Below are 21,501 nucleotides of genomic sequence, written 5' to 3' on the forward strand. Positions count from 1 at the left end.
GCCCAACGACACTGCAAGGAGAGCAAACCATGTCCCGACTGATCCGCAGCCTGCTGCTCTGCGTGGCCACCGCGATGGCCGTCGGTTGCACCACCAAGCCCGTGGAAAACATCGACCAGAGCCTGCCGCCGGACAGCAACCGCACCTCGGTGCAGGTGCAGGCGGCGATCCACGATGCGCTGGAAGAGCAGAAATGGACCGTGCAGCAGGACTCCGGCAACGTGATCTACGCCGAGATAACCGTGCGCGAGCGGCACCACGCCGAGGTCAGCATTCCCTACAGCAGCCAGCAGTACTCCATCAAGCTGCGCAGCAGCCGCGGCCTGGACGAGAAGGACGGGCAGATCCACCGCAACTACAACAAGTGGGTCGCCATCCTCAACAACAAGATCCTGCAGAACCTGCACCTCGCCCCGCCGAGCAACTGATCCCCCTCATCGACAAGGAGTCGATCCATGCAACGCAAGACCCTCGGGCTGTTCGCCCTCGCGCTCTGCGCGTCCATCCCCGGCATCAGCCAGGCTCGCGACACCACCCTGCACCTGCCCTTCGACGAAGTCGTCGCCGAGGCGGTGAAGGCCGGTCGTCTGGACGGCAGCGTGAAGTTCTACCTGGCGGGCAACCCGGCGGGTGACAAGCTGAACGTGGTCCAGTCCGGCGCCATCACCAACAAGAAGACCAACGCCTTCAACAAGAGCGACGAGGAAGCCTGCCGCTGGGCACTGCAATCAGCACTGATCACCCTGCAGGACTCGGCGAAGAAGGCCGGCGCCACCGCCGTGACCAACATCGTCAGCTACTACAAGCGCAACGAGTACAAGGACGCCAAGCAGTTCGAGTGCCACGCCGGCGCAGTCATCGCCGGCGTGGCGCTGAAGGCCGACTACGCCAAATAAGCCGCTGTCCCGCAGCGCTGTCCGCCGTGCCCGGCTTTGGGTATCGGCGGATAAAGCGTTCCGCTTTATGCGCCCTACGTTATCCGGCCCCCCGTAGGGCGCATGACGCCCCAGGCGTTATCCGCCTATGTGCCTGAGTCAGGCCTGGATTTGCTGGGTAACCAGGTCGAAAAACGACTGCGCCAGGCGGGACGTCTCGTTGCGGCGCCGCACCAGCCACACCGAACTGGTCGCGCCCGGATCGCTGAGGGTGCGATAGACCACGCCATCCACCCGCGTCCGGCGGAACGACGCCGGCAGCATCGACACACCGAGCCCCGCTGCCACCAGGCCGATGATGGTCATCGCCTCGCCCGCTTCCTGGGCGATGCGCGGGCTGAAGCCGGCCTGCCGCGACAGCGCCATCAGCTGGCTGTAGAGGCCCGTGCCGTAGCTGCGCGGGAAAAACACGAACGGCTCGTCCGCCAGCAAGGCGAACTCCAGCCCCTCCTGGCTGGCCTGCGCCAGCGGATGATCGGCGCGCAACACGGCCACCAGCGGCTCGCTGAACAGCTCCACGGCTTCCAGGGTTTCCGGCAGCGGGATCGGACGAATCAGGCCGACTTGCACGCGCTCTTCCAGCAGCGCCTGCACCGCCTGCCCGCTGCTCAGTTCCTGCAGGTCCAGGTGCACGTCCGGGTAGGCCTGACGGAATGCCAGGATGGCGCGCGGGATGCTGGAGGTGAACGGCGCCGAGGCGGTGAAGCCAACCTTCAGCTCGCCGATCTCGCCCTGGTGCGCACGCCGCGCCAGCAAGACGGCACGGTCCACCTGCTGCAACACCTGCCGCGCTTCGTCGAGAAACAGCTTGCCGGCCTCGGTCAGCGCCACGCGGCGGTTGGTACGCTCCAGCAGCCGCGCGCCGATTTCCTCCTCCAGCGCCTGGATCTGCTGGCTCAGCGGCGGCTGGGAAATCCCCAGCTGCTCGGCGGCGCGGCCGAAGTGCAGCTCTTCCGCCACGGCGATGAAATAACGCAGGTGTCGCAGTTCCATCCAGCCTCCGCCATCAACGATTCGTAAAACGACTCAAATGTGTCGATTAATATATTGGAAATAATAAAGCCCGCTCCTTATCCTTTCCACACAAGCCCAATAACGACTACCAACCTGCTCCTTGCCTGGCCGCGCGGGCCCTTTTCCGCCACTCCAGGTCCTCTGCTGTCATCTACCCCAGCTTTTCCATCCAGAGGTGTGTCGTGAGTCAACCTGCCCTGCGGGCTTTGCGGGAAGAACATTCCATGGCGGCCGAGCCGTCTGTCGTACAAGAACCGTCCGCCGCCAACGATCCGGCGGAGGTGCTGCCCGATCTGCGCGAGAGCGCGCGTGAAGCCAACGACGACGTGGTGCGCGCCGTCGAAGAGATCGAAACCTACATCGAGAAAGGCACCCCGGAATTCATGCGCACATCGCTGGCGCTGTTCTCCGGCGGCTTCGCCACCTTCGCCCTGCTGTACTGCGTGCAGCCGATGATGCCGGTGCTGTCCAGGGCCTTCAGCCTGACCGCCGCGCAGAGCAGCCTGGTACTGTCGATCTCCACCATCACCATGGCCTTCGGCCTGCTGGTCACCGGGCCGATCTCCGACGCCATCGGGCGCAAGTCGATCATGGTCGCCTCGCTGGTCCTCGCCGCCCTGTTCACCATCGGCAGCTCGCTGATGCCGACCTGGCACGGCGTGCTGGCCATGCGCGCGCTGCTCGGCCTGTCGCTCAGCGGTCTGGCGGCGGTGGGCATGACCTACCTCTCCGAGGAAATCCACCCGCAGCACATCGGGCTGTCCATGGGGCTGTACATCGGCGGCAACGCCATTGGCGGCATGAGCGGGCGGCTGATCAGCGGCGTGCTGGTGGACTACGTGAACTGGCACGTGGCGCTGGCCACCCTGGGCGTGCTCGCCCTGGCGGCGGCGCTGCTGTTCTGGCGCATCCTGCCCGAATCGAAGAACTTCCGCCCGGCGCCGCTCAAGCCGCGCCGGCTCATCGAGGGCTTCACCGGGCACTTCCGCGATGCCGGCCTGCCCTGGCTGTTCCTCGAGGCGTTCCTGCTGATGGGTGCCTTCGTCACCCTGTTCAACTACATCGGCTATCGCCTGCTGGCCGAGCCCTATCACCTGAGCCAGGCCATCGTCGGCGTGCTCTCGCTGGTCTACCTGTCGGGCATCTACAGCTCGGCGTGGGTCGGCTCGCTGGCCGACAAGCTGGGCCGGCGCAAGGTGCTCTGGGCGATGATCGCGCTGATGCTCGGTGGCGTACTGATCACCCTGCTGCAACCGCTGGCCCTGGTGCTGGTCGGCCTGCTGGTGTTCACCTTCGGCTTCTTCGGCGCGCACTCGGTGGCCAGCAGCTGGATCGGCCGCCGCGCCCTGAAGGCCAAGGGCCAGGCCTCGTCGCTGTACCTGTTCTGCTACTACACCGGCTCCAGCGTCGCCGGCACCGCTGGCGGCCTCTTCTGGCACCAGTACGGCTGGAACGGCGTGGGCCTGTTCATCGCCAGTCTGCTGGGCATCGGCCTGCTGGTGGCCCTGCACCTGGCGCGCCTGCCGGTGTTACCGCGCGACCTGCCCGCACTCAACAAAGCTGGGTAGTTTCTACACACAAAACAATCTGCATGCCTGAAAACGACATGGAACGGTCGTACAAAGACATGGATGTCGTTTTCAGCAATGCCTTTGCCACGGGGCTCGTAGCGAAACGCCCCAACCTACAACTTAAGTCGTAACAGAATGTGGCGCGATACTTGCGTTCAATTTCTTGAACGACTTGTTGGAATCCTGAAACGGACCTCGACTCCCGCAGTACGCAATTCCCTCCGTAGTTGTAGGTAAAGCATGAGCAGCACCCCCTCTTCCGGGCTCTCCCAGGGCCTGCAAAATCGTCACGTCACGATGCTTTCGATCGCCGGTGCCATTGGCGCGGGCCTGTTCGTAGGCTCCGGCCACGCCATCGCCGAAGCTGGCCCGGCCGTCATGGTCTCCTATCTGGTCGCCGGCCTGCTGGTGGTCCTGGTGATGCGCATGCTGGCCGAAATGGCCGTCGCGCAGCCCGACAGCGGCTCCTTCTCCACCTACGCCGACCGCGCCATCGGTCACTGGGCCGGTTTCACCATCGGCTGGCTGTACTGGTGGTTCTGGGTCCTGGTGATCCCGCTGGAAGCCAACGCCGCCGCCGCGATCATCCACGCCTGGTTCCCCGGCGCGCCGATCTGGGTACTGGCCTTCCTGATCACCTCCGCGCTGACCGTGACCAACCTGTTCAGCGTGAAGAACTACGGTGAGTTCGAGTTCTGGCTGGCGCTGATCAAGGTCGTCTCGATCATTGCCTTCCTGGTGCTGGGCTGCGCGGCCATCTTCGGCTTCTCGCCCAACAGCGAAGTCTCCGGCATCGGCCACCTGACCAGCGAAGGCTTCCTGCCCAAGGGCTGGGGCGCCGTGCTCGCCGCGCTGCTGACCACCATGTTCTCCTTCATGGGTTCGGAAATCGTCACCATCGCCGCCACCGAGTCCAAGGACCCGGAGCAGCAGATCACCCGCGCCACCAACTCGGTGATCTGGCGTATCGCGCTGTTCTACCTGCTGTCGATCCTGATCGTGGTCTGCCTGGTGCCGTGGAACGACCCGCGCCTGGTGAGCATGGGCTCCTACCAGACCGTGCTGGAACACCTGCACATCCCCTACGCCAAGCTGATCGTCGACATTATCGTGCTGGTCTCGGTCACCAGCTGCCTGAACTCGGCGCTCTACACCGCTTCGCGCATGATGTACTCGCTGAGCAAGCGCGGTGACGCACCGAAGATCGCCCAGGTAACCAGCGCCAGCCGCACCCCGGTCTACGCCGTGCTGCTGTCCACCGCCATGGCCTTCCTGTGCACCTTCGCCAACTACCTGGCCCCGGCCGAAGTGTTCAACTTCCTGCTGGCCAGCTCCGGCGCCATCGCCCTGCTGGTGTACCTGGTGATCGCCATGTCGCAGCTGCGCATGCGCAAGAAGCTGCTCGCCCAGGGCCACCAGCTGAAGCTGAAGATGTGGCTGTTCCCCTGGCTGACCTGGGCGGTGATCCTCTTCATCGTCGGTGCCCTGGTGATCATGCTGATCCGCCCGGACCATCGCATGGAAGTGGTCGCCACCACCCTGCTGACCGTCGTGGTGGTCTGCTCCGGCCTGCTGGTGTCCAACCGCCGCAAGTCCCAGCGCGCCGCCGGCCTGGTGGGCGACGCTGCGTGATGCACTCTGATGGGGCCTGAAGCTCCATGAGGGAACGAAAAAGCCCCGCTGCAGAGCGGGGCTTTTTTCATTGCGTCGTGGAACGTCGTGCCTTGCGGTTCGCGAACAATAACGATGGTGTCCCCCTCGCTCCTACGAAGAGCCAATGCTCCGGCTCTTAAGATCTTCCAGAGAAACATCAGCACACGCCGAATGCCCCGTTCAGAAGGACTCGCTGAAGCGGTGCAGAAACACCCAAGCCAACGCAGCAAACCTGCAACACCAGAGCAAAAGAAAGCGCCGGCCCTGCCGGCGGATCGCGGGCATGGCCCGCTCCTACAGGAAGCCACAAAAAAGCCCCGCTTTGCGGGGCTTTCAGTGAAGCATCAGGCTCAGTGATACTGCGCCGACAGCTCGTGCACCGCCTCGAAGAAGGCGCCGGCATGGGCAGGATCGACTTCCGGGGTGACACCATGGCCAAGGTTGAACACGTGGCCATTGCCATTACCGAAGGCACCGAGGATACGCGCCACTTCAGCGCGGATGGCTTCCGGCTTGGCGTAGAGCACCGCCGGGTCCATATTGCCCTGCAGGGCCACCTTGTCGCCGACGCGGGCGCGGGCGCTGCCGATGTCGCAGGTCCAGTCCAGGCCCAGCGCTTCGGCGCCGGTATTGGCCATGGACTCCAGCCACAGGCCGCCACCCTTGGTGAAGAGGATCACCGGCACACGGCGCCCTTCATGTTCGCGGATCAGGCCGTCGACGATCTTCTGCATGTAGGCCAGGGAGAATTCCTGGTACGCCGCTGCCGACAGCGCACCACCCCAGGAATCGAAGATCTGCACCGCCTGTGCGCCCGCGAGAATCTGGCCATTCAGGTAGCTGGTGACCGACTGCGCCAGCTTGTCCAGCAGCGCGTGCAGGGCCTGCGGGTTTTCGTAGAGCATCGCCTTGGTCTTGCGGAAGTCACGGCTGGAACCACCTTCGACCATGTAGGTGGCCAGGGTCCAGGGGCTGCCGGAGAAGCCGATCAGCGGCACGCGGCCGTTCAGTTCGCGGCGGATGGTACGCACGGCGTCCATCACGTAGCCAAGGTCCTTTTCCGGGTCAGGGATCGGCAGGGCTTCGATGTCGGCCAGGTTGCTGACGACCTTCTTGAAACGCGGGCCTTCGCCGGTTTCGAAGTACAGGCCCTGGCCCATGGCGTCGGGGATGGTGAGGATGTCGGAGAAGAGGATCGCCGCGTCCAGCTGCGGGTAGCGGTCCAGCGGCTGCAGGGTCACTTCGCAGGCCATCTGCGGGTTCATGCACAGGCTCATGAAGTCACCGGCCTTGGCGCGGGTGGCGCGGTACTCCGGCAGGTAGCGGCCGGCCTGGCGCATCATCCAGACAGGGGTGACATCGACGGGCTGCTTGAGCAGGGCGCGGAGGAAGCGATCGTTCTTCAAGGCAGTCATAACGGCATCCGGCAAAAAAGTGCGGGTATTTTCGCAAAGCCCAAAAGAAAAGGCACGGCGGGTGCCGTGCCTTTTGTCTATCGCGACAGTTTGTCGCTGCGTCATCAATGTAGGGCGCATAACGCCAGAGGCGTTATCCGTCACGGCGGATAAGGCGTTCCGCCTTATTCGCCCTACATGGAACGCACTCAGACGCCCAGGTAGTCCAGGATGCCTTCGGCGGCGGTGCGGCCTTCGAAGATCGCCGTCACTACCAGATCGGAACCGCGGACCATGTCGCCACCGGCGAAGATCTTCGGGTTGCTGGTCTGGTGCTTGAACTGCGAGGCCGCCGGGGCGATGACGCGGCCCTGGCTGTCGATTTCCACCTGGTGCTGGTCGAACCACGGCGCCGGGCTCGGGCGGAAACCGAAGGCGATCAGCACGGCTTCCGCCGGGATGATTTCCTCGGAACCCGGGATCGGCTCGGGGCTGCGACGGCCACGGGCGTCCGGCTCACCGAGACGGGTCTCTACCACCTTCACGCCTTCCACCTTGTCCTCGCCGACGATGGCGATGGGCTGGCGGTTGAAGAGGAACTTCACGCCTTCTTCCTTGGCGTTCTTCACCTCTTTGCGCGAGCCGGGCATGTTCTCTTCGTCACGGCGGTAGGCGCAGGTCACGCTCTTGGCGCCCTGGCGGATGGAGGTGCGGTTGCAGTCCATCGCGGTGTCGCCACCACCCAGCACCACGACGCGCTTGCCCTTCATGTCGACGAAGTCTTCCGGCGACTTCTCGAAGCCCAGGTTGCGGTTCACGTTGGCGATCAGGAAGTCCAGCGCATCGTGCACGCCGGGCAGGTCTTCGCCAGGGAAGCCGCCTTTCATGTAGGTGTAGGTGCCCATGCCCATGAACACGGCATCGTACTCATCGAGCAGCTGCTCCATGGTGACGTCCTTGCCGATCTCGGTGTTCAGGCGGAACTCGATGCCCATGCCGGTGAAGACTTCACGACGGCGCGAGAGCACCTGCTTCTCCAGCTTGAACTCGGGGATGCCGAAGGTCAGCAGGCCGCCGATTTCCGGGTTCTTGTCGAACACCACCGGGGTCACGCCGTTGCGCACCAGCACGTCGGCGCAGCCCAGGCCTGCCGGGCCCGCGCCGATCACGGCGACGCGCTTGCCGGTGGGCTTGACCTTGGACATGTCCGGGCGCCAGCCCATGGCGAAGGCCGTGTCGGTGATGTACTTCTCCACCGAGCCGATGGTGACCGCGCCGAAGCCATCGTTCAGGGTGCAGGCGCCTTCGCACAGGCGGTCCTGCGGGCACACCCGGCCGCAGACTTCCGGCAGGGTGTTGGTCTGGTGGGACAGTTCGGCGGCGGCAAGGATGTTGCCTTCGGAGACCAGCTTCAACCAGTTGGGGATGAAGTTGTGGACTGGGCACTTCCACTCGCAGTACGGGTTGCCGCAGCCCAGGCAACGGTGGGCCTGGTCAGCCGCCTGCTGCGGCTTGAACAGGTCGTAGATTTCCACGAACTCGCGCTTGCGCTGGCGAAGAAGCTTCTTCTTCGGATCCTTGCGCCCGACTTCGATGAACTGGAAGTCATTGTTAAGACGTTCAGACATTTTCAGACCTCATCAAACTTCAGGCGCTTATTGCGGGTTGGCACGAGTGCTGGTCAGCAGGGAACCGAGGCTTGCGGCCTTCGGTTTCACCAGCCAGAACCGACGCAGGTAGTCGTCGAGGTTCTCCAGCAGATGTGCGCCCCACTCACTCGCCGTTTCCGCCACGTACTCGACCAGCACCTTGCGCAGATGGTTGCGCTGGGCCTCCATCGCCTCGCCGCTGATGCGCTGGATTTCCACCAGCTCATGGTTCACGCGGTCGACGAAGGTGTTGTCCATGTCGAGGACATAAGCGAAGCCACCGGTCATGCCGGAGCCGAAGTTGTAGCCGGTCTTGCCCAGTACGCAGATGAAACCGCCGGTCATGTATTCGCAGCAGTGGTCACCGGTACCTTCAACCACGGCATGGGCGCCGGAGTTGCGCACGCCGAAACGCTCGCCCGCGGTGCCGGCGGCGAACAGCTTGCCGCCGGTGGCGCCGTACAGGCAGGTGTTGCCGACGATGGCCGATTCCTGCGACTTGAACGGGCTGCCCTTGGGCGGAGTGACGACCAGCTTGCCGCCGGTCATGCCCTTGCCGACGTAGTCGTTGGCGTCGCCTTCCAGGTACAGGTGCAGGCCGCCGGCGTTCCACACGCCGAAGCTCTGCCCCGCAGTGCCCTTGAAGCGGAAGGTGATCGGCGACTTGGCCATGCCCTGGTTGCCGTGGACCTTGGCGATCTCACCGGAAATCCGCGCACCGATGGAACGGTCGCAGTTGCAGATGTCCAGTTCGTACTCGCCGCCCTTGGCGCCTTCGATGGCGGAGCGCGACAGCTCAACCATCTTCTCGGCCAGCAGGCCCTGGTCGAACGGCGGATTCTTCTCGACTTCGCAGAACTGCGGCTTCTCGGCCGGGATCAGGTCGCTGCCCAGCAGCGGCGTGAGGTCGAGGTTGCCTTGCTTGGGCGTCTCGCCCGGCAGGATTTCCAGCAGGTCGGTGCGGCCGATCAGTTCTTCCAGGCTGCGCACGCCGAGCTTGGCCAGCCACTCACGGGTTTCGCTGGCAATGAAGGTGAAGAAGTTCACCACCATGTCCACGGTGCCGATGAAGTGGTCCTTGCGCAGCTTGTCGTTCTGGGTGGCGACGCCGGTAGCGCAGTTGTTCAGGTGGCAGATACGCAGGTATTTGCAGCCCAGGGCGATCATCGGCGCGGTGCCGAAGCCGAAGCTCTCGGCGCCGAGGATGGCCGCCTTGATGACGTCCAGGCCGGTCTTCAGGCCGCCGTCGGTCTGCACCCGGACCTTGCCGCGCAGGTCGTTGCCGCGCAGGGTCTGGTGCGCCTCGGCGAGGCCCAGCTCCCACGGGGAACCCGCGTACTTGATGGAGGTGATCGGCGATGCGCCGGTACCGCCGTCATAGCCGGAGATGGTGATCAGGTCGGCATAGGCCTTGGCCACGCCGGCGGCGATGGTGCCAACGCCCGGCTCGGATACCAGCTTCACCGATACCAGCGCCTGCGGGTTGACCTGCTTGAGGTCGAAGATCAGCTGGGCGAGGTCTTCGATGGAGTAGATGTCGTGGTGCGGCGGCGGCGAGATCAGGGTCACGCCGGGCACTGCATAGCGCAGGCGGGCGATCAGGCCGTTGACCTTGCCACCGGGCAGCTGGCCACCTTCGCCAGGCTTGGCGCCCTGGGCCACCTTGATCTGCAGGACTTCGGCGTTGACCAGATATTCCGGGGTCACACCGAAGCGGCCGGTGGCCACCTGCTTGATCTTCGAGCTCTTCAGCGTGCCGTAGCGCGCCGGGTCTTCGCCACCCTCACCGGAGTTGGAGCGGCCGCCCAGGCGGTTCATCGCTTCGGCCAGGGCCTCGTGGGCCTCCGGCGACAGCGCGCCGAGGGAGATGCCGGCAGCGTCGAAGCGCTTGAAGATGGACTCCAGCGGCTCGATCTCGTCCAGGCTCAGCGGCTGCTCGCTGGTCTTCACCTTGAGCAGGTCGCGCAGCATGGAGACCGGGCGCTGGTCGACCAGCGCGGTGTATTCCTTGAATTTGGCGTAGTCGCCCTGCTGCACGGCGGCCTGCAGGGTGTTCACCACGTCCGGGTTGTAGGCGTGGTACTCGCCACCGTAGACGAACTTCAGCAGACCACCCTGCTGGATCGGCTTGCGGTTGTTCCAGGCCTCGAACGCCAGCAGCTTCTGCTCGTTCTCGATGTCGAGGAAGCGCGCGCCCTGGATGCGGCTCGGGGTACCCGGGAAGCACAGGCCGGTGACTTCGTCGGCCAGGCCGATGGCTTCGAACAGCTGGGCGCCACGGTAGGAGGCGATGGTGGAGATGCCCATCTTCGAGAGGATCTTCAGCATCCCCTTGGAGATGCCCTTGCGGTAGTACTTGAAGACCTCGTAGAGGTCGCCCAGCACTTCGCCGGTACGGATCAGGTCGGCCAGCACTTCATAGGCAAGGTACGGATAGACCGCGGACGCGCCAAAGCCCACGAGAACCGCGAAGTGGTGCGGGTCACGGGCGGTGGCGGTTTCCACCAGGATGTTGGAGTCGCAACGCAGGCCGGTCTGCACCAGGCGGTGGTGCACGGCGCCGACGGCCAGGGCCGCATGCACCGGCAGCTTGCCGGGAGCGATGTGACGGTCGGACAGCACCAGCAACACCTTGCCGGCGCGCACGGCCTCCTCGGCCTGGTCGGCAATGTTGCGCACGGCCGTTTCGAGGCCGACGGACTCGTCGTAGTTCAGGTCGATGTGGTGCAGGTCGAAGCCCGGACGCTCCAGGTTCATCAGGGTCCGCCACTTCGCCGGGGAGATCACCGGGGTGGTCAGGATCGCCTGGTTGGCGTGGTGCGGGGACTCTTCGAAGATGTTCTGCTCGATGCCCAGACAGGTTTCCAGGGACATCACGATCGCTTCGCGCAGCGGGTCGATCGGCGGGTTGGTGACCTGCGCGAAGACCTGGCGGAAGTAGTCGTAGGGCGAGCGGATGCGTTTGGACAGCACCGCCATCGGGGTGTCGTCGCCCATCGAGCCGACCGCTTCCTGGCCCTGCTCGGCGAGCGGGCGCAGCACCTGGTCACGCTCCTCGAAGGTGACCTGGAACATCTTCATGTATTGCTTGAGCTGGTCGCCGTCGTAGCTGGCAACGCCCTGGTCATCGTCCAGGGTGGCCTGGATGCGCAGCGCGCTCTGGCGCAGCCACTGCTTGTACGGGTGGCGCGACTTCAGGCGGTTGTCGATGTCCTCGGTCTGCAGCAGCTGGCCGGTCTCGGTGTCCACCGCAAGGATCTGGCCCGGACCGACACGGCCCTTGGCGATGACGTCCTCGGGCTTGTAGTCCCACACGCCGATTTCCGAGGCGAGGGTGATGTAGCCGTTCTTGGTGGTGACCCAGCGCGAGGGACGCAGGCCGTTGCGGTCGAGCAGGCAGACGGCGTAGCGGCCGTCGGTCAGCACGACGCCGGCGGGGCCGTCCCACGGCTCCATGTGCAGCGAGTTGAATTCGTAGAACGCGCGCAGGTCGGCGTCCATGGTCTCGACGTTCTGCCAGGCCGGCGGAATGATCATGCGCAGGCCACGGAACATGTCCATGCCGCCGGTGACCATCAGCTCGAGCATGTTGTCCATGCTGGAGGAGTCGGAGCCCACGCGGTTGACCAGCGGGCCGAGCTCGTCGAGATCGGGCATCCACTCGTTGGCGAACTTGGCGCGACGGGCCTGGGCCCAGTTGCGGTTGCCGGTGATGGTGTTGATCTCGCCGTTGTGCGCCAGCAGGCGGAACGGCTGGGCCAGCGGCCACTTCGGCAGGGTGTTGGTCGAGAAGCGCTGGTGGAAGACGCAGATGGCGGTCTTCAGGCGCTCGTCGGAGAGGTCCGGATAGAAGGCGGCGAGGTCCGCCGGCATCATCAGGCCCTTATAGATGATGGTCTTGTGCGAGAAGCTGCAGATGTAGTGGTCGGCGTCCTCGGCGTTGGCCACGGAGGAGCGGCGACGGGAGCTGAACAGCTTGACCGCGAATTCCTGGTCGGACAGGCCTTCACCGCCGATGAACACCTGCTCGATCTGCGGCAGGCGCTCCAGCGCGAGGCGACCCAGGACGCTGGTGTCGATCGGCACCTTGCGCCAACCGACCAGCTTCAGGCCGGCGCGCTCGATCTCGCGATTCATGTTCGCGCGGGCGGCTTCGGCTTTCACCGGATCCTGGTTGAAGAAGACCATGCCCACGGCGTACTGGGCGGGCAGCTCGGCGCTGAAGGACTCTTGGGCCACGGCGCGCAGGAACTGGTCGGGCTTCTGGATCAGCAGCCCACAGCCGTCCCCGGTTTTCCCGTCCGCGTTGATCCCACCTCGGTGGGTCATGCAGGTCAGTGCTTCGATGGCGGTTTGCAGAAGTTCGTGGCTTGCCTCGCCCGTCATATGGGCGATCAGACCGAATCCGCAGTTATCCTTGAACGTCTCAGGATGGTACAGACCTGCTTTCATAGGGAACTCTCACCGGCAAAACTTTTATAAATTCCAGGGTCTGCTGACGTTTCGCCATCGCCCTGTTTCGCCGTGCAGGCTCGTTTCCCGCGCACCCCAAAGGCTCGGGCCGCATCTATCGTGCAGCGCCGTTGTAGCCCCTGGTTCACCTGGAATGACCGTTCCGCGCGAGGTGCCACGTCTTACCCAACGTGGCGGCGGTTCCGGCCCTGGCCATGACGAAACGTCAGCAGACCCTCTTCAAGCACTTCGCCTGTCTACTCGCTCAAGCGGCAAGTTTCCGATAGGCAAAGGGAGGTCATTGTACACATGGGGAAAGCGACGTCACTGTTTTTTTTGACGCACTGCTGACACCCGATGTCGCATTTTTATAAGAATGCAGCAAAAGACACAAGCCAATAAAAAAGCCGAGCCCCAGGGGATGGGGCTCGGCTTTTTCAGTATTGCGACACTGCGACCTTTCAGCGCGCCCCGGCGATGTCCTGCTGGATACTGGAGAAAGGACGAGCCCAGGGCTTGGAGGCCTGGATCTTCGCCGGCAGCTTCTTGATCGCCGCCTGCGCGGAGGCGCGGTCGGCGAAGCTGCCGTAGGTCACGACGTAGAACGGCTTGCCCTGCAGGTTCTTGCGGAAATAGCGGTAGTCGCCGCCGCCCTGCTGGCTGATAAAGGCCTTGGCACTGGCTTCGGAGCCGGTGCCCAGCACCTGCACGGAGTAGCGCGAACCGGCCTGGGACTGGTACCAGCTGCTGCCACCGGCGCTACCGGTTGCGGCGGCGGGCTTGCTGGCGGCGGTCGCAGGCTTGGCGCTGGCAACGGTGGTGGCAGGTTTGGTCGCAGCCGGCTTGGCAGCCTGGACAGGCTTGGCCGGCGCAGTAGCGGCAGGCTTGACCGGTTCCGGACGCGGAGCGGGCGCAGGAGTCGGGGCTGGCTGGATCGCAGCCTGCTGCTGGACGGGAGCCGCCGGCACCGGGTTCAGCGGTTTCGGGCCATTGTTCGCCAGCGGGGTCACCGGCGGCGCGGTGGTGGTCACGGTCGGCGGGATGGCTGCCGAAGGCATGCCGCCTTCGTCGGCATCTTCCTGGCCACCAGCCTGGGCCATGGGCTCACGAATCACCGGCTGGCTCTCGCCCACCAGCGGCAGCGGCAGCGGCTGGTTGGAACCGGCGAACTCCACCGAAGGACCATTGCCCTGGGCATCCGGCTGCGGCTGCGCGCTGGGCTGCGGAGCAGCAGCGCCACCCAGCGGCAGTTGCGACGAAGTCTGCGCAGCGGTGTTGTTCGCGGTCTCCGGCTTGGTGGTCTTGCCCTGCATGAACCAGGCAGCGATGACGCCGATGGCGACCACGCCGAGGATCGCCAGGTGCTTCTTCGGCAGCTTGAAGCCGGCGCCGGAAGCTTTGCGCTCGCCACTGCGGTCAGCCAGCATCGCCTCGATCATGGCGTCGCGGGCAGTCTGGTTGATGGTGCCGGGCCAGCCGCCGGATTGCTCGTGGATGTCGGCCAGCAGGTCGGCCGAGATCAGCTCGATGCCCTGCCCCGCACCCTCGAGGCGCTGCGCCAGGTACTCGCGGGTCTCTTCCTCGCTGTACGGCTGCAGCTCGATGGCGTGGAAGCGCTCCTCACCCTCGGACAGCACTTCGAGGCGCGACAGCAACTCGGGCTCGCCGAACAGGAAGACATGCAGGCGCGCCTCGGAATTACCGGCAGCCAAGAGCAGGAGGACTTCCAGAGCGTCATCGCGCAGTTGCTCGGCATCATCCACCAGCAGGTAGACGTCCTGGCCGGTGATCGCCAATTGAGCGACCTTGGCAAGGATCGCCTCGATGCTGGTCTGGGTGATGCCCAGGCCTTGCGCGAGCTGGCGCAGCAGGGTGGCTTCGTCGGTCACCGAGCGACCGGAAATCACCACGCTGGAGACGGCGTCCTTGTTGGTGCTGGCCACCAGGGCCTGGCGCAGCAGGGTCTTGCCACTGCCCAGCGGGCCGGTGACGGCCAGCAGCAACTGGCTGTAGCGCGCCAGGTGGTGCAACTGCCCCAGCACGGGCTTGCGCTGCGCAGGGAAGAACTTGAAGCCCGGAACCCGCGGTGCAAACGGGTCGTGACTGAACTGGTAGTGGGCCAGGAAGGCCTCATCGGCATGCAAGCTGGACATGGGACCTCAGTGTTCTCCTGCCTGACCGACCAGTGCCTGGTAGTCAGCGCGCAGTGTTTCTTCCAGAATCTCACGGGGGAATTCGGCGGTCACGACCGCGCCCCCCAGCCCTTGGAGCAATACCAGACGCAGACGGCCATCGAGCACTTTCTTGTCGACGGCCATGTGCTCGAGAAAATGCTCGGCGTTCATTTCCTGCGGCGGGACCACCGGCAGCTTCGCCGCGGCGAGCAGGCGGATGCCGCGATCGAGCTCGGCCTTTGTCAGCCATCCCAGCCGATGCGACATCTCAAGTGCCATCACGGTTCCCGCCCCCACGGCTTCGCCGTGCAGCCAGACGCCATAACCCATGTGAGTCTCGATGGCGTGGCCGAAGGTATGGCCCAGGTTGAGGGTGGCGCGGACGCCGGTTTCCTTCTCGTCAGCACCGACCACGCGAGCCTTGGCCGCGCAGGAGCGCTCGATGGCTTCGGTCAGCGCGATGGTATCCAGCGCCAGCAGGTCATCCATGTGCGCTTCCAGCCAGGTGAGGAAGGGCTCGTCGCAGATGAAGCCGTACTTGATCACCTCAGCCAGGCCGGCGGAGAGCTCGCGGGGCGGCAGGGTCTTCAGGGTCGCGGTATCGATGACCACCGCCTGGGGCTGGTAGAAGGCCCCGACCATGTTCTTGCCCAGCGGATGGTTGATGCCGGTCTTGCCGCCCACGGAGGAATCCACCTGGGACAGCAGGGTGGTAGGCACCTGGATGAAGTCGACGCCGCGCTGGTAGCAAGCCGCAGCGAAACCGGTCATGTCGCCGATGACGCCGCCGCCCAAGGCGATCAGCGTGGTCTTGCGGTCATGGCGCGCGGTCAGCAGGCCATCGAAGATCAGTTGCAGGGTTTCCCACTGCTTGTAGGCCTCGCCATCGGGGAGCACGACCGTGGTGACCTTGTAGCCGGCCAGGGTCTTCTGCAGTCGATCCAGGTACAGCGGCGCGATGGTTTCATTGGTGACGATGGCTACCTGACGGCCACGAATGTGCGGCTCGAAGTAGCGCAGATCATCCAGCAGCCCCTCGCCGATGTAGATCGGGTAGCTGCGATCGGCCAGATCGACGTTGAGTGTGCGCATGAAACCCCCAGGCAAGAAAGGGGACTAGGATACCGCAGATTGCAGCGCCGTTAATGGCGCTCCAGCTCACGCAGGCGCTCGATGATCTCCAGCACGACAAGACGCGGAGGCCGCTCGTCGGTTTCGATGATCACGTCGGCTATTTCGCGATAAAGCGGATCGCGCATCTGCATGAGATCACGAAGGATCTGCTCCGGATTGGGCTTCTGCAGCAACGGGCGGTTCTTGTCGCGCGCCGTGCGGGAAATCTGCTGCTCGACCGAGGCGTGCAGGTAGATCACCTTGCCGCCCCCCTTGAGGATGAGCCGATTGGCGTCACGCATGACGGCGCCACCGCCGGTGGCGATGACCATGCCCCCTTCATCGCATAGCTCGGCCAGCATTGCCTGCTCACGCTCACGGAAGCCCGCCTCGCCCTCGACATCGAATATCCAGGGGATGTTGGCTCCGCAGCGCTGCTCGATCTCTTTATCCGAATCTTTGAAGACGAGGTGAAGCTCTTTGGCGAGAAGACGCCCGATGGTGCTTTTACCAGCTCCCATCGGGCCTACCAGAATCAAATTGGACACGACATTGATCAACGGCCGATTGCAATGGCCTGATTATTCATGATCCGCGGGGTAAGGAAAACCAGCAGCTCGTTCTTGCTGTCGGTCACATAGTCGTTCTTGAACAGGCGGCCGATCATCGGCACGTCGCCCAGGAACGGCACCTTGGCCGTGGACTTGGTCTGGGTGTTGGAGAACACGCCACCAATCACGATGGTTTCGCCATCGTTGACCAGCACTTTCGCGTTCACCTCGTTCTTCTTGATCGGCGGTACGCCGTTCAGGGCGTTGGCGTAGTCCGGCTCGTCCTTGTTGACCTTCACTTCCATGATGATGCGGTTGTCCGGAGTGATCTGCGGGGTCACTTCCAGGGACAGCGCCGCTTCCTTGAAGGACACCGAGGTCGCGCCGCTGGAGCTGGCTTCCTGGTAGGGAATCTCCGAGCCTTTCAGGATCTTCGCGGTTTCCTTGTCCGAGGTGACGACCTTCGGCTGGGACACCACTTCACCGTTACCGGTCTTCTCCATGGCGTTGAGCTGGAGATCCAGGATGGTGTTGTTGGTGGTGAAGCCGATGCTGATGCCCGAAGTCGGGGTGGCGTTCGACGTGCCCAGGTCAACGAAGGTGTTGCCAGTGCTGTTGGTGCCGCCGGAGACATCGAAGTTGCCGTGGCCGGAGAGCGAGCCGCTCCAGTTCACACCCAGTTCCTTGGTGTAGTCGACGTTGGCTTCGACGATGCGCGCCTCGATCATCACCTGACGAACCGGGATGTCCAGCTGGGCCACGATGCGGCGCAGCTCGTCCAGGCGATCCTGGGTCTGGTAGGCAATGATGCTGTTGGTGCGATCATCCACGGTGATCGAACCGCGGTTGTCGCCCTGTGCAGCCGCCGCAACACCCGGAGCGCTGGCACCGCTGCCAGTGACGGAGCTGAACAGCTTGGCAATGTCCGCCGCCTTGGCGTAGTTCACCTGAATCAGCTCGCGACGCAGCGGAGCCAGTTCGGAGATCTGCTTCTGCGCTTCCAGCTCCTGGCGCTCGCGAGCCGCGATCTCGTCAGCCGGTGCGACCAGCAATACGTTGCCGACCTTGCGCTTGTCCAGGCCCTTGGTCTTGAGCACCAGATCCAGCGCCTGATCCCACGGCACGTTCTGCAGACGAAGGGTGATGTTGCCCTGCACGGTGTCCGAAGCCACCAGGTTCAGGTCGGTGAAGTCGGCGATCAGCTGCAGCACCGAGCGCACATCGATATCCTGGAAGTTCAGCGACAGCTTTTCACCGGTGTAGGCGAAGGTGTCCTTCTTGCGCTTCTCGGCATCGTCCTGGGTCAGCGGTTTGATGCTGACGGTCATGCGATTGTCGGTCTGGTAGACGAGGTAGTCGTACAGACCGGTCGGCTCGATGGTGATGCTGGCCTTGTCGCCGACCGCGGAAGCGTTGACCAGCTGTACCGGGGTCGCGAAGTCCTTCACGTCCAGACGGACACGCAGATTGTCCGGCAGCTGGGTACGCGGGAAGTCCAGGCGGATCTTGCCGCCCTGCTCCTGAATATCCGGGCTGACGGTCGGATCGGACAGATCGATCACGACATTGCCTTCGCCTTGCTCGCCACGCTGGAAGTCGATATTACGAATCGCCTTGCCAGCCGGGACGTAGGGCTTGGGCTGAGCGGGCCTGGCCGCTGGAGCCGCTGCCGGCGCCGCGGAGGCGTAGGAGCTGGAAGTCGCTGCGCCCGCACCGACCACGACGTACAGGTTCGAACCTTCCGCACGGGTGCTGTAGGGCACGAGGGTCGCCAGATTGACGATCAGGCGAGTACGGTCCTTCGCCTCGACCACGGTCAGGCTGCGGGCATTGCCCACGCCCAGCTCGCGGTTCTTGCTGCCCAGCTTGTTCTGCACACCCGGCAGGTCCAGCGCGATGCGCGCCGGCTGCTCAATGGTGTAGCCACGCGGCGCGGCAACCGGCTCGTCGAAGCCCAGCTTCAGCTCCACGCGATCGCCCGGCAGCGCCGCCACGTCGACACTCTGCAGGTTCGCGGCCAGCAGAGCCGGCGCGAATACGGCCGCGAGCACGGAAATGCCGAGGCGGGAAAGCTTTCTATTCATCGTCTGAATCCGTCGTGCAGACTGCTGTTTGTTATCCATGTTCATCCCCGCCCTTAGGAGCGTTCCTTGAGAGTCAGGCTGCGCGGTCGCTCCAGCCAGCCACCCTCACCATCAGGAACGATTTCAATCACGTCGATCTTGGCTTCGTTGATCGCAACGATCTTGCCGTCGTTGCGCCCAAGGTAGTCACCCACTCGTACCCGATGCACCCCTCCTGCACCTTTCACGAGAGCAAATACCTGACTGTCCTTGGCCAGGGTGCCGACCATTTCGAAGGTTTCGATGTTGAAGCCCTCGAGGAACTGCTTGACCCGTGTTTCATCGGGCTTGATGACCCTGTTGCCCTTCTGCTTGATCGCCAGGTCGATCTTCACCGGCGGCTGGAAGGGGCTGCGCAGGGACGAGGCGCTATAGGTAAAGGCTTCATAGGCCTGGAACTTGGGCATCGGCTCGATCGTCCCCTTCGGGCGAGCGCGCACTTCGTCCATGTAGCTCTGCAGGTCGGCAAAATCACTACCCGAGCCACAACCGTTCAAGGTCAGGAGCAGGAAACTGCAAATGATCAGGCGCCCCCTCATTTCTTCGCTCCCGCAGCCGGGGCAGTAACCTTCACGCCCTTGTCGTTGTAGCGATAGGTTTTCGCCAGGATGCTCATGCGCAGCTTGGAAGTGCTGTCCGAGCTCGCCGGCTTGATGTCGAAGTCATGCAGCGTGACGATTCGCGGCAGGCTGGACACACCGCTGACGAAGGTCGCCAGATCGTGGTATCCGCCTACGACGCTGATCTGGATCGGCAGCTCGATATAGAACTGCTGGGTCACTTCCGGCAGCAGCTTGATCTCTTCGAACTCCAGACCGCTACCCAGGCCAGTGCGGGTGATATCTTCCAGCAGGCCAGGGACCTCGGTATCACTCGGCAGCTGACGCAGCAGGGCGCCGAAGGACTCTTCCATCTCCTTCATCTGCCCCTTGTAGGCTTCCAGGTTTGCCGCCTGGAAGGCCTTGGTCGAGAACTGCTGCTTGAGGGTCTGCTCTTCCTCGCGATTGCGGTCGAGCTGATCCTGCAGTTCCTTCAGATGGAAGTTGTAGCCAAGCGCCAGAACCACGGCCATCAGCAGGATACAGGCGATGACCTTGACTGCTGCCGGCCAGGAACCAAGGTTGTTCAGGTCAAGATCGTTGATATCGACCTTGCGCAAGCTCTCCAGAGAACTGGCCAGACTCATTTCTTGGCTCCTTGCGGGGTGCTCTGCTTGTCCTGTTCCTCACTGCCGGGCTGGGTCTGCTGCACCGTCAACTGGAAGACATTCGCCTGATCCAGGGCGCCCTGGGTAACAGCCTTCACTTCGGTCAGGTTCGGCGAAGTCAGCCACTCGGACGAATCGAGGTTGCGCATGAGATTGGAGACGCGGTTGTTGGACTCTGCCGCACCGGCAATGGCAATGGACTTCCCGGACATCTTCAGCTCAGTGAAGAACACGCCATCAGGCAGGGTGCGGACCAGTTGGTCGAACACTCGGCCGATGATCGGGCGGTTGCCCTGCAGGTCCTGAATGATCTTCATCCGCTCCAGCAATTGCTGGCGACGGGTCTTCAGCTCACTGATCTCCTTGATACGCGCATCCAGCACGGCGATTTCCTTGCGCAGGAAGTCGTTGCGCGCTGTCTGGTTCTCGATGGCCGAGTTGAAGTACTGATCCCCGAGGAAAACGATCGCCCCGGAAGCCAGCAGAACGGCACCCAGGATCACCAGGAAGCGCTGCTTGCGCTCCTCGCGCAGCTGCTCCCGCCACGGCAATAGGTTGATGCGTGCCATCAGTCGAAACTCCTCATCGCCAGACCGCAGGCAATCATCAGCGCGGGCGCATCACTGGCCAGCGCTCCGGCGTTGACCTTGCCACTCAGCACCATGTCGGCGAAGGGGTTGGCCACCAGGGTCGGAGTGCCGATCTTCTGCTGGATCAGACGATCCAGGTCAGGGATGGACGCAGTGCCTCCCGCCAGCAGGATGTAGTCCACATCGTTGAACTGGCCGGCCGCGAAGAAGAACTGCAGCGAACGCGACACCTGCTGAACCACGGCGTCCTTGAACGGCTGCAACACTTCACTGTCGTAGTCATCCGGAAGACCGCCCTGCTTCTTGGCGAGACCCGCTTCCTCGACCGACAGTCCATAGCGGCGCTGGATCTCCTCGGTGAGCTGACGCCCGCCGAAAAGCTGCTCACGCGTATAGATGGTGCGGCCATGGTGCAGAACGCTCAGCGTGGTCATGGTGGCGCCGATATCGACCACCGCAACTGTGAGCTCGTCGGCATTGCCGCCCAACTGGTCTCCCAGCAGACTGAACGCTCGCTCCAGCGCGTAGGCTTCGACGTCGACGACCTTGGCCGTCAGGCCCGCGAGCGCCAGCGCAGCTTCGCGCACCTCGACGTTCTCCTTCCGGCATGCGGCGAGAAGAACATCGACGCGATCCGCGTTGCGTGCGGACGTGCCCTGCACCTCGAAGTCGATCGCGACCTCTTCGAGGGGATAGGGGATGTACTGGTCGGCCTCGATCTTGAGCTGATTCTCCAGCTCGTCGTCCGAGAGTCCGCCGTCCATCTCGATGGTTTTAGTGATGACCGCCGAGCCGGCAACCGCGACCGCAGACGTTTTCACTGCGGTCCGCGCCTTGGCGACCACACGTGACAGCGCCTGGCCGACACCCTCCAGCTCAGCGATGTTCTTTTCTACCACTGCATTGGGCGGGAGCGGCTCGACAGCGTAGGCCTCTACCTTGTAGCGGCCTCCAGAGCGGCTCAATTCGAGAAGTTTGACCGAAGTCGAACTGATGTCTATCCCCAGCAGCGTGTTCGCTTTCTTATTGAAGAGCCCTAGCACGACTGATTTCCTATCAGCATCCGAGACTTACG

The 21,501-nt window shown here is 63.8% G+C and carries 16 protein-coding genes; 4 read left to right on the forward strand and 12 right to left on the reverse strand.

The genetic code is table 11. The features are described 5' to 3' along the window. Positions 1–29 precede the first annotated feature (29 nt). Together IB261_RS27500 and IB261_RS27505 are read left to right on the forward strand one after the other, a co-directional pair. A complete protein-coding gene (locus IB261_RS27500) occupies positions 30–428 on the forward strand; it encodes a hypothetical protein (protein WP_081515430.1) in 399 nt (132 codons plus the stop codon). A 27-nt stretch (positions 429–455) separates the two neighbouring features. After that, entirely contained in the window at positions 456–896 is a 441-nt protein-coding gene (locus tag IB261_RS27505; RefSeq protein WP_081515429.1) for an excinuclease, read from the forward strand. 138 nt (positions 897–1,034) lie between these two features. Here IB261_RS27505 and IB261_RS27510 read toward each other — a convergent pair whose 3' ends face one another. Further along, positions 1,035–1,928, reverse strand: coding sequence for a LysR family transcriptional regulator (locus IB261_RS27510; RefSeq protein WP_081515428.1), 894 nt, complete (start codon positions 1,926–1,928; stop codon positions 1,035–1,037). Positions 1,929–2,173: 245 nt separating this feature from the next. Between IB261_RS27510 and IB261_RS27515 the strand changes: the two genes are divergently transcribed. Further along, positions 2,174–3,517 carry an MFS transporter gene (locus IB261_RS27515; protein WP_225606209.1) on the forward strand — a complete coding sequence of 448 codons (1,344 nt, stop codon included), beginning with the start codon at positions 2,174–2,176 and terminating at the stop codon, positions 3,515–3,517. A 243-nt stretch (positions 3,518–3,760) separates the two neighbouring features. Further along, complete coding sequence (gene gabP, locus IB261_RS27520) at positions 3,761–5,152, forward strand: GABA permease (protein ID WP_081515427.1); 1,392 nt, start codon at positions 3,761–3,763, stop codon at positions 5,150–5,152. Positions 5,153–5,523: 371 nt separating this feature from the next. Here the strand turns inward: gabP and hemE are convergent, their stop codons facing one another. From hemE to IB261_RS27575, 11 genes are all read right to left on the reverse strand, one after another. Then, the gene (hemE, locus tag IB261_RS27525) at positions 5,524–6,588 is read right to left on the reverse strand and encodes a uroporphyrinogen decarboxylase (protein WP_081515426.1); all 1,065 of its coding nucleotides are present in this window, start codon (positions 6,586–6,588) and stop codon (positions 5,524–5,526) included. Positions 6,589–6,776: 188 nt separating this feature from the next. After that, entirely contained in the window at positions 6,777–8,195 is a 1,419-nt protein-coding gene (locus IB261_RS27530) for a glutamate synthase small subunit GltD family protein (protein ID WP_081515425.1), read from the reverse strand. 27 nt (positions 8,196–8,222) lie between these two features. After that, the gene (gene gltB / locus IB261_RS27535) at positions 8,223–12,668 is read right to left on the reverse strand and encodes a glutamate synthase large subunit (RefSeq protein WP_151188548.1); all 4,446 of its coding nucleotides are present in this window, start codon (positions 12,666–12,668) and stop codon (positions 8,223–8,225) included. A gap of 461 nt (positions 12,669–13,129) precedes the next feature. Continuing rightward, complete coding sequence (locus IB261_RS27540) at positions 13,130–14,821, reverse strand: AAA family ATPase (RefSeq protein WP_151188549.1); 1,692 nt, start codon at positions 14,819–14,821, stop codon at positions 13,130–13,132. Positions 14,822–14,827: 6 nt separating this feature from the next. After that, positions 14,828–15,934 (reverse strand): 3-dehydroquinate synthase, encoded by a 1,107-nt coding sequence (gene aroB, locus IB261_RS27545; protein ID WP_081515422.1) that lies wholly within the window; start codon positions 15,932–15,934, stop codon positions 14,828–14,830. A 50-nt stretch (positions 15,935–15,984) separates the two neighbouring features. Continuing rightward, positions 15,985–16,476, reverse strand: a complete 492-nt coding sequence (aroK, locus tag IB261_RS27550) for a shikimate kinase AroK (RefSeq protein WP_263864845.1) — start codon at positions 16,474–16,476, stop codon at positions 15,985–15,987. A gap of 35 nt (positions 16,477–16,511) precedes the next feature. Further along, positions 16,512–18,590: a type IV pilus secretin PilQ gene (locus IB261_RS27555; protein ID WP_081515421.1), complete on the reverse strand. Its 2,079-nt coding sequence runs from the start codon at positions 18,588–18,590 to the stop codon at positions 16,512–16,514. 53 nt (positions 18,591–18,643) lie between these two features. After that, positions 18,644–19,168: a type 4a pilus biogenesis lipoprotein PilP gene (pilP, locus tag IB261_RS27560; protein ID WP_081515420.1), complete on the reverse strand. Its 525-nt coding sequence runs from the start codon at positions 19,166–19,168 to the stop codon at positions 18,644–18,646. Beyond that, positions 19,165–19,815, reverse strand: coding sequence for a type 4a pilus biogenesis protein PilO (gene pilO / locus IB261_RS27565; RefSeq protein WP_192383693.1), 651 nt, complete (start codon positions 19,813–19,815; stop codon positions 19,165–19,167). The genes pilP and pilO overlap by 4 nt, the downstream gene beginning before the upstream one ends. Continuing rightward, the gene (gene pilN / locus IB261_RS27570) at positions 19,812–20,405 is read right to left on the reverse strand and encodes a type 4a pilus biogenesis protein PilN (protein ID WP_081515418.1); all 594 of its coding nucleotides are present in this window, start codon (positions 20,403–20,405) and stop codon (positions 19,812–19,814) included. Before pilN ends, pilO begins: the two co-directional genes overlap by 4 nt. Further along, the gene (locus tag IB261_RS27575) at positions 20,405–21,469 is read right to left on the reverse strand and encodes a pilus assembly protein PilM (protein WP_017520515.1); all 1,065 of its coding nucleotides are present in this window, start codon (positions 21,467–21,469) and stop codon (positions 20,405–20,407) included. Before IB261_RS27575 ends, pilN begins: the two co-directional genes overlap by 1 nt. Between the last annotated feature and the right edge of the window lie 32 nt (positions 21,470–21,501).

Origin of the sequence: Pseudomonas sp. PDM20, from assembly GCF_014852575.3 — a bacterium.
In the GTDB taxonomy this organism is placed as follows: Bacteria; Pseudomonadota; Gammaproteobacteria; order Pseudomonadales; family Pseudomonadaceae; genus Pseudomonas.